We start from the raw sequence: 9,227 nt of genomic DNA, 5'->3' as shown, positions 1-9,227 counted from the left end.
TCTCTGTTGATTTTATAGCAAAACTCGTAAAAAGCACTTACTCTTGACATGAGCGAAAAGATTTTACCTTCCTATTGTCAACGGTCCTCTTGTCAATAGCATCAAGCCAGGGCATTTCTTCTCTGCGAGCTCCGACTTTTCGCAGTATGGTATTTCCTGTTGAACGATGAATCTGATCTACCGGATCAATGTTTTGCTCCATGCGATCTCGGACAACGTCCAAGATGTCATCAAGGGAATATGACTTCTCCTCAAGGGAATCAGCGGCACTCGCAAATCCTTCAAATTGTAGTTGTTCGTTCGTCCCTGGGAAAAAGAAACCTGCCAACATAGATGGGGATAAGTCCGATGCCCTGCACCCAGCGATGATATCTACACGGTTTAAATCACATTTTTCATGAAACCCGACCCGAATTACGTCATCAGCGGAATGTGGGGTCAACCCATATTTGTGAAAACGTTCCCAGATGGTTACTACATTTGGGTCGCTATTTTCAGACTTAATCAATTTATAGTCAGGCTTTGCGTCGTGAACCAAAACGCATTTATTCAATTTCATCGCGCGCTCAATCAGATTCGTCGCAACGTTTGATTTTCCTGAACCTGTTCCACCTGCAATCATGATATGGTGGTTAAATGTTGAGGTGTCAATGCAAAGCGGTACCCCGTCTGCATTGAGTAACTCACCGATGACGTTAGAACTTCCATCCGTGAGCGTTCTCTTTGGGGGTATTCCAATAACTTGGCTTGTTGTCTCTACATCCAACTTGGTCACGGTGGCCCCCGGCAAGGGTCGTATCCGCGAAGTTAACATCTGAGGCTCGTCGTATTCCCCTAATATCAATATCTCAAATACCTGCACAGATTCTACGGATTGGACATCCGGATTTGACTGCATAAGTTCAAGTCCGTGGAGAATCGTTGGATCAAGCGGATTACCTACAGTTGAAATGTTTCGATTGGGTTGAATAACCTGTCCAATCCACGATTTGCCGCCTTGCTCTATACGAACATAATCGAATAAGGCGAAGTCTTGCGCCATTTCTGCCATTGCCTGAATATGCTTTAGATCGCTATTTGGACCATCATGTAGTACAATCATCTTTTTTCATTTTCAAGTGCCAAAACTAATTTAGATCGAAAATTAACTTTGTTGCTCAAATTCAAGAGGTGACAGCAAAAGCGTCTTTCCGAAATGCCTCCACTACCTTATCCCAGTTCTCGTAAGTCGCAATCTTTTTCGCATATTCCGCGATCTGGAATGGTGATGGCTGCTGACCCTCCTCACAGCCAAAGATCTCCGCCAGGACATAATCTGAACATTTACCGTGGCGATCAAACATAAACGCATTGATGCGCGGTATGTCCTCATCCCAAGCCTCTGACAAGGCAAGGATTTTATGATTTATATGGGCGATAATACGCTGTGCCTCCGATCGCTTCCAAACATCCCAACCGACAAGATGTCTAATATCGCTAAAGGTTGCCCACCCCTGCGAGACAAGGTGCAATAAAACGATATATGCTTCCATTTCTCTTTTCATAGTTTTTCCTTTCAATACAGGCGATTGGATTTCCCAGCCCCAGTCCTATATCCACCTACCACGGCGGAAGGGTGGCAGAATCGGAATGGGGTCCGATTCGTGGTAGTGCCACCCAAAACTGGTTTGAACAGTATAGCAAAAAAACGAAAAAATTACAAATTTCGCTCTATACGTGAATACAAAGAGACGATTCAATTACGGCAGGTATCGTTTCGATTCCATAGATGGACCGAAAGTTAAACGTTGGGAGCGTTTTTGGATTATCCGTTACCCAAATCTCCGTTTTGCCGAGAAAAGGTAGGAATAGACATCAACTTCCTTGGGTTCATCAGGAACGAGGCCTACCCCTGTAGCAAAAACTGTCAGAGCACCAGTAATAATAGAATTCCAATCAAAAGCAGCCGATGCTGCTCCCGTTAGACCAATACAGAAGGTAACTGGTTTCTTCCATGAACCGAGATATATCTTCCTCAACCCAGCAGACAAGTCCGCTAGTTTTTCCTGACGCTGTTCAAATTTCTCTGAGGATTTAATTGAGAAAGCCAAAAATCAAAGCGACACTGCCGATTGTGATAATGCTGCCAATGGCAACGGCTACCGCTATAAACCACTTTAACCGCTTTTCTGACGCATCCATTCTATTGTTCAGATCCTTCTTGGCATCGTCAATCTTCTCGTTGAATTGTGTTTCTGACCTATCCATTCTACCGTTGAGATCTTTTTTAACATCATCAATCTTTTCGTTGAAACGTGATTCAAGCTGCTCAAAATCCTTACCAACGAGGGATTCTACTACACTTAGAATCTCTTGCGCCCGTTCAGATAAGTCAGAAAGCCTTGCCTCCTGCCACTCATCTGTTCTCTCACCCTCCATATTTTCTATATAATCTCTCAGTTTTTGCTTTAACTCATTAGCAATGGGATAACTCTCAATTTCTCGTAGGATCTCCTCGTTAGTTTTGCCTTGCTCTTTTAGGTTCTCAAGCACCCTTTTAAAGATCTCCCAAAAGCCAAATTTGGGGATCGCCGATGCGATAAGCACTAACCCTCCCAACAATGTGATTCCACCGAGCATCCCCAGAGGGCCGCCGAGGGTCGCCAATGCAGTCGTTATCGCAGCTGCACCAGTCCAACCCGAAACCGACATTGCCGCAAGCAACACGAGCCCTGGAACTCCCAATCCAGTAATTATTTCCACCACCCTGTTTATAGGGATATTACGCATTGACCCACTTTTCCAATTAAAATTCCTAAAGAAATCTCTAATCCAATTAAAATTCACAATTAAATACCTCAATTTATGCTTTCATCTCACACCGGTTCCATCACAATCAGTATAAACACGATTTTCTCAATGAGCGATTTCACAAGTTCTTTCATTTGATGTACATCGTTATCCCTTCATGATGCGAAATAGCAATCTACGCCGTGCTATTCTCCCATAACCCGCTCCCGGTGCCATGTCAACGCTTCTTGATGAGGACGGTGTCGTTCAAGGGAAGGTGTCCATATACGTTGATCTCGTAACTCACTTAACATTCTCTCCGTCGGTTCATGTTCGTGTGAAATTGGTGGAACAATGACGTGGTATGTTTCGTTCAAAGAAAATAATCTTGCATCAAAAGCCCAGTGGTGTGATTTACAAAGCGAAAGACCGTTCCGAACATCATCATTATACGAAACAGAAAACGGGATGATATGGGCGGCATCGGTTATACTCGCACCGCTCGTCGTGCGAATGTCCAATTCACAGACCGCACATTTATACTCGTAAATCTTCATGATCGCTTTACGGAAACCGGCACTCCGCACCGGGGTTTCTACTTGGATTGACGCGACATCTCTCTGCATTGAAAAGGGGCGTTGGGTGTCCTGTATCAATTGTTCACTATAGCCTTCGATATCCCCTTCAATGTGTTCTCGCCTGAGGTTCCGGTGTTTTTCAATGACCTGTTCAATCTCATGCCTAATATTTGAAAAATAGGTGCTGATCAGCACCTGACGGAGTATCTCCCGATACTGGGGCATCACGAGTAAAACAAAAAGACGCTCGTCCAGCTTAGCAGTGGCATTCACGTTGCGAAGATACGCCTCAGTAGGGGTTCCCCCAGCAGGTCTTGATTGCAGTTCTGGGGGATCCAAGTGCCAGAACCCATTGGTTTTCAGATGAAAAAAGGGATTGTGGAGACTCGGTTGCCAGTTCGCTGTGTTCCCGCTATTGAAAACCGCTATCAGGTCTGCAAAGAAAGACTTCTTCTTTTGGATTTCTCTAAAAGGGATACGGTTTTCGGGGAGCTCGCCGCTTTCCAGCATTTCCATGATTATTAACAAGAGAAACGGTTTGTGCGGAGTCTGCTTGCTGTTCTATAAGTCTTGCAGCCTTTGGATATAGTCTTGTAGCGTGTGGATCATCGTTTTTTCTTCAGACTCTGTTTGTGAACGACACGTCTGTCTTTGTGCTGCTCATCTGGTGTTTCCAATGCTTTTATATCAGGCACCAATAATCTTTGTTACCTTCCCTGTATCGCTCTGCCCATCCTTCTGCTTCCATTTCACACAGGATATCATACGTGCTTGTACGAAAGTCTCTCAACTGGGTAGGGCTTCCACCTCTTTCCAGATGGTATTGTGTAAGGACTTCTAAAATGGATGAGATCGGCAAGGATCCCTGCCAGGGATATGATGTATTGAGAATGGATCGGATAATCGGAGTGTTCAGGGGTTCTCCTGCATATTCATACCACTTTGCATCTTCCTTGGGCTCAACTTTGGGTGCTAGCTTGCACGCCTCAATGCGGTTGGCCAATTCCCCGACGGGTTCAAACCCGAGGAGAACGTTGAGTTTACCAGAGTATTGCCAACCGCCCTCGAACGATTCGATTCTTTCGACAACGGACTCTTGGAAGTGGTCCTCGAGCCTGACAACTTTGTGGAATTCGTCGTTTTTTAGACCGAGTTTCTCACGGATCCGGCACCAACTCATTGGTCTTGAACCTTGGGCATTTATACGAAGTTCAGCGACCTTACGCCCGATTTCCACGCGGTCCTCCAAGGTGTTTGCTGCACGGAACTTCTCCGCTATTGAGGGTTTTGGCTCGGAAACCTTTCGGGTTGAGGCCAAGGTTTTAATGCGTTCGTTACTCTCCGATTCAACAGTCTGTAGGCGATTCTCTTTTTCCAAGAGACGTTTTTTCAAGTCAGCGTTTTCTGCTTCCACTGATTTCAACAGATTTGACATATCTGTGAGGCGTTCGTCGGAAGCAAGCCATTCTGTTTCCATTTCCTCCAATCGACTTGATGTAGTATTGAGCTGTTTTTTCAAGTCAGCGTTCTCTGCTCTTACCACTTCCAGTTGGTCAGATACATCTGCGGTGTGTTCTTCCTCTTCATAAGAAAAAAGCCGATCTCGGATATCTTCAACTTCACGCTCTGCGTCTTGATTTTTGATCTCGCCGAGTACTTCAGCGACGTGAGTTAGGGCTGCCCGAGTGCGCTCAGCGTCCAGATCCTCTACCCCTGGATGTGCCCAAAGATTTCGACGGTCCACTATCACTCCAGTCTTATATTGGACCTTTGAATTGGAATTAAACTGTTGACTGAAAACACGATCACGATGCCAATATTTTCTGATAATGTGCGGAAAATGCTTGATATCTATTGCAGCTTCAATGTTTCCGTTCTGTTCTTGCAGGTCTTCCTTGAATTGTTCTGCTTCTTCATAGGACAAAGAATCTCGAATTAAGTCTTCAACCTGCTCGCCTCGAACTTTTCTTAAGCATCGGATGATAAATGAACGCATAGCATCACGATATATATCGTGAGCTTTGCGAAGTGCCTCCCGATTCGGATATTTCGTCATGCTTATACACAGCCTCCTGGACTGCCACTGGAAATTTAGGCCACTCTCTAAACCAAGATTATGATACGAGGGATTTGACAAGCAAGTTTTAATATTAACTGAGAAAAATATCGTACTCCAATTCAAGGTCACGCAGTCAACTGTGCCCACGGATACAGATGCGTCCAATCTTTGCTGAAAATGACTCGAACCGGTTGATACACTTGCGCACACAGCCGCAAGAAGACGGCATATACCAACGCCCGATGATTCCCGTCTTCAAGGTAAAACCGGATGTTCGGGGAATGTGCAGGTTTCTCATAAGCCGTTAGCGGTCGAATCAACAATTCTCCCATCAAGCGCGGAGCAAACCGTGCACTGATAATAAAGCATCCTTCAAACCACGGTTCGTCCTTAGAGAGTTGTTTAAACACTTCAATAGGACTTTCATACGGATATACCGCCAGAATCCTGTCTACGACCTCTTTCAGCGTCCGCGACTTGCCTTTCGGTGTTAAGATGTCTACCAACTTCTGATTGTTTGCCCAAACCGAGTCATTCGCTTCCATAAAAACGAGGTCGTCAAAGTCCGCCTCACCCAGTGTGAAGGTTTTGTATTCTGCCCGTTCTATCTGCTGTCGGGTGACTTCGTATTCAGAGGGAGATGTTGATAACTGATGTGCATCCGCTAACAGGAATTCTTTCACGTTTGCCTCCAAGTCCTGTAACCCAAGGGTAGTACTTGTGATTGTGCCAGCGATATCGAGATTCTTATCGTTTCAACTTAATGGGCGGTGTAGTTACGTTCTTTTGTTACTTCATCTATGATTCGCTGCATCCTCTTAGGCGATAGCCCCATGCGATCACCGAGCGTCTCTGCTGGTCTCCGAAATGTGTTAATCCACTTATGGAACTGCTCAGCTGTCCGGGTACCCAACATAATATATTTGACGGCATTGGTATAAACATCGCTCGCCAGGATACGCTCTAAGGTGAACTGAGATGGGATCATCTCTTCCACATTCTCCCATAATAGAACGCGACTCGCTCCTCGGTATGGAAGCTTTTTCCACCATTGCGTGACAGCGAGTTTCCAAGCACCTTCCCCCAATGTTGTGTCCGTTTCAACTTGATATAAAGTCGTTTCTCCCGACATAATAGAATCCTTTTGTGTTAAGTTCGTTTTTCTGCTTCAATCCTACAATCGCGTGGCTTCTCAATCCAAGTCAGTACTATTGGAGGTCCAATAAATGGAGACACAATAAATGCTTCATTTCAACAATTTTTCGGCAATCTTCGCGTCAATCCGCTTCCATTTCCACGGAACCACTTCACCGGCTCCGTAGACTTTGCCGTGCGTTCGTCTCCGAGGGTGAACCTGAAAAATCGGTTTCTCTAAGCGATGAGCCGCTATCACTTCTTTTTTGACCCCTGGTGCATTGCGTGTCTCCTGTCCCACCATTACAATTATGATGTCCGAGAGCCCTATCTGCTTCTTTGTACTCTCCAACCAGATTAAATCAGGGGAATACGGCTTCTTGAGAGAATAATCTATCATCTCATATCGCGAGTACCGTGCCGCTTCGGAGTAGAAGTCGCGATGCAGTTCACCATCTTTACCAAACTCAAAACTCAAAAATACGCCAATCGTCTTTTTCTGCTTCACACCAGACGACATCAAAGGTTTTGGTGTAGAATCGCTTCGCTGGGCAGCCGGGAGGACTTTTCGCGCACGTGCGGTAAACTCCCCTTTGAGTGAGGAATGCCGTGTACTTCTATAGAAGGCTCGGTCATCTGCCCATGAAGGTTCCTTTTTCATAATTCACTTCCTTCGTTTATTTCCTATTTAGCATTCTCTACTGTCATACGAATAAAACCACAACGCCCTATCCAGTGTCCGCATCTCTATCTCGTTCCTTTTCACAATATCCCTACAAAACTGAATATACTGCAACCAGAACCAGTCCGGATAATAATCTCTCTTCGGTTCCTCCACAGACCAAAGTGCCCGTCCACTGAGGATAGGATACTGTTCTTTGTCATAGAGGTGTAGAATTGCAGAAGCGGTTGTCTGTCGGATGCCGCGTAACTCTGTCATAGTCATCAGTTTTTCCCAGTCGTCTACGGACGTGAATGCCTGCCTGGTGCTTATTTCTATGAGAGTTTCGTGGTTCCTTGATGCGCTACCTACCGCGTCCACCCCGTAGACGCTTAATACCCAATCAATGACCTTATACAGGTGGTATTGGGTGAGGTGACCCCGCCTCTGAATCTCCTTCCGAAATCCTATAACCTTCTCTTCATTCTCAACGTGGTGCATCCCTGCGGATTCCTGGTATTCTGTATAGCAGTTTGCCCAATAGTCAATTTCGGATTCGCAAAAACGTAATCTCATTTCCACACTCCTTGAAACCTCCTATAAGGTAGGCTTGATGTATATCATTTCCTGATTATGCGAAATAACAATCTACGCCGTGCTTTCGGGACACTTCGCAAGCACAGGATGATCCCCATATAAAATTACCCCTTTTGTATGTATTCAGGGACGTTAAAGACAACTTCCTGATTTTCAATAGCCAACATAAGATCTGTTAGTAGAGCACACGCTTGTTTGATGTCATAGAAGGTTGAGATCTGAAATACTTTTCCACTGTCAGCGGTTGCAGTGAGCTCTATCTGCGGTTCTAATTGCTCGTCGCCATCCATGAACATGATGTCGAAGGCATAACTTTCTATCTCAATAGAGTTAATCGCCAGACCATCTGACTTGATGATAACTGTATTTTTCACTTTCAATATCTCCGTCCTAGGATCGGGTTCTATGATTTCTTCTATTTCTTCTATTGCTATGACTGGAACCTTCTGTTTTCCTGCCTTTACAGGTTCACCTGCTGCGTCCTGATTATCCTCTTGAAATGATGGCCAACCCATGAAAATCACCCCCGTAAAATAGAAACTTACCCCTCATAAAATATCATTCTCCGAAGAATTCTCAACAGAAGAAACAATATCTGCTATGCGTGGGCTGAAGACCCTATCTAAATGTTCAAAAGTCGCACGTAACCACTCAAATTGGTCCTCCCAATCTGATCGATCTCCCTTTGGAAGCCGGCGTTTGTAGAAACCCACTTGCGGAATACGAGGACTGTAGGGGGGACTCCGATCCCATTCAAGGTTCTCATCCACTTCACGGATTTCAGACGCTATCACACCCTTCTGTGCTTCCAACGCATCAAAGTTATTCTTTGAGTGCATGAACAGTTTCGCAGCAATCTCTGTCTCAATATTATTCCGCCATGCTGCAAACCAGAAATCCTTAAAATTCCCAATGTAGAAACCAAAATAGTTAGGTTTATTCCGTTCATAAGGAACGAGGATATAGCCGCTTTTATCCCAGAATTCTCTAAATGCTGACCAGTAGGGGGATTCCACAGAGTTTCCACCAGGGGGCGGTGGACGATCATCCGTGGGTTGCTGCGCCTCGTTGTGTGATGTAGCTGGAGACTCATCCGTCGGTTGTTGAATTTTGATGTGAGGTTCGGCGACAAGCGTGAAGGTCGGAAGACACCTTGAATTATCAATGTGCTTTAATTCAAGTTTCACACCGAAGCACCGGAGAAGGTTATTCGTCCTACGGTTCAACGCTACAAGGGCGTTGAGGTGCTCCTGATCGAATGCCGTTGCAATCCAAATAGCCGTCGGTGCCTGCAACCCAGTCGCATAGGTCACGAGCTTTCCAAGGTGGTCATGGTCGCTCCGTCCGAGTTGGTTTTCTAGTAGTGCATCAAGATTGAGTTTGTAATAAAGTTGTTGACTTTTTTGGATGTTCGATGATATATTCTTTG

Annotated in this window: 11 protein-coding genes; all 11 read right to left on the bottom strand. The window is 45.2% G+C overall.

Annotated elements, in window-relative coordinates:
* Positions 1 to 37: 37 nt before the first annotated feature.
* Positions 38 to 1,102: a DUF87 domain-containing protein gene (locus OXH00_04980; protein MCY3740353.1), complete on the bottom strand. Its 1,065-nt coding sequence runs from the start codon at positions 1,100 to 1,102 to the stop codon at positions 38 to 40.
* A 61-nt stretch (positions 1,103 to 1,163) separates the two neighbouring features.
* Positions 1,164 to 1,544 carry a hypothetical protein gene (locus OXH00_04975; GenBank protein MCY3740352.1) on the bottom strand — a complete coding sequence of 127 codons (381 nt, stop codon included), beginning with the start codon at positions 1,542 to 1,544 and terminating at the stop codon, positions 1,164 to 1,166.
* Between the two features lie 529 nt (positions 1,545 to 2,073).
* Positions 2,074 to 2,769 (bottom strand): hypothetical protein, encoded by a 696-nt coding sequence (locus tag OXH00_04970; GenBank protein ID MCY3740351.1) that lies wholly within the window; start codon positions 2,767 to 2,769, stop codon positions 2,074 to 2,076.
* A gap of 206 nt (positions 2,770 to 2,975) precedes the next feature.
* A complete protein-coding gene (locus tag OXH00_04965) occupies positions 2,976 to 3,863 on the bottom strand; it encodes an HNH endonuclease (GenBank protein MCY3740350.1) in 888 nt (295 codons plus the stop codon).
* A 166-nt stretch (positions 3,864 to 4,029) separates the two neighbouring features.
* Positions 4,030 to 5,403, bottom strand: coding sequence for a hypothetical protein (locus tag OXH00_04960; GenBank protein ID MCY3740349.1), 1,374 nt, complete (start codon positions 5,401 to 5,403; stop codon positions 4,030 to 4,032).
* Between the two features lie 128 nt (positions 5,404 to 5,531).
* Entirely contained in the window at positions 5,532 to 6,089 is a 558-nt protein-coding gene (locus OXH00_04955; protein MCY3740348.1) for a hypothetical protein, read from the bottom strand.
* 77 nt (positions 6,090 to 6,166) lie between these two features.
* On the bottom strand, positions 6,167 to 6,538 hold the full coding sequence (locus OXH00_04950) for a hypothetical protein (protein MCY3740347.1): 372 nt from the start codon (positions 6,536 to 6,538) through the stop codon (positions 6,167 to 6,169).
* A gap of 114 nt (positions 6,539 to 6,652) precedes the next feature.
* Positions 6,653 to 7,201 carry a hypothetical protein gene (locus OXH00_04945; protein ID MCY3740346.1) on the bottom strand — a complete coding sequence of 183 codons (549 nt, stop codon included), beginning with the start codon at positions 7,199 to 7,201 and terminating at the stop codon, positions 6,653 to 6,655.
* 27 nt (positions 7,202 to 7,228) lie between these two features.
* Complete coding sequence (locus tag OXH00_04940) at positions 7,229 to 7,777, bottom strand: hypothetical protein (GenBank protein MCY3740345.1); 549 nt, start codon at positions 7,775 to 7,777, stop codon at positions 7,229 to 7,231.
* A 125-nt stretch (positions 7,778 to 7,902) separates the two neighbouring features.
* Positions 7,903 to 8,313: a hypothetical protein gene (locus tag OXH00_04935; protein MCY3740344.1), complete on the bottom strand. Its 411-nt coding sequence runs from the start codon at positions 8,311 to 8,313 to the stop codon at positions 7,903 to 7,905.
* Between the two features lie 33 nt (positions 8,314 to 8,346).
* A partial coding sequence (locus OXH00_04930) for a DUF4268 domain-containing protein (GenBank protein ID MCY3740343.1) occupies positions 8,347 to 9,227 on the bottom strand: 881 nt, incomplete at its 5' end.

The organism is Candidatus Poribacteria bacterium (genome assembly GCA_026706025.1).
Lineage (GTDB): Bacteria > Poribacteria > WGA-4E > WGA-4E > WGA-3G > WGA-3G.
The sequence above is the reverse complement of the archived record's forward strand: the minus strand, read 5'-3'. Positions and strand labels throughout refer to the sequence as shown.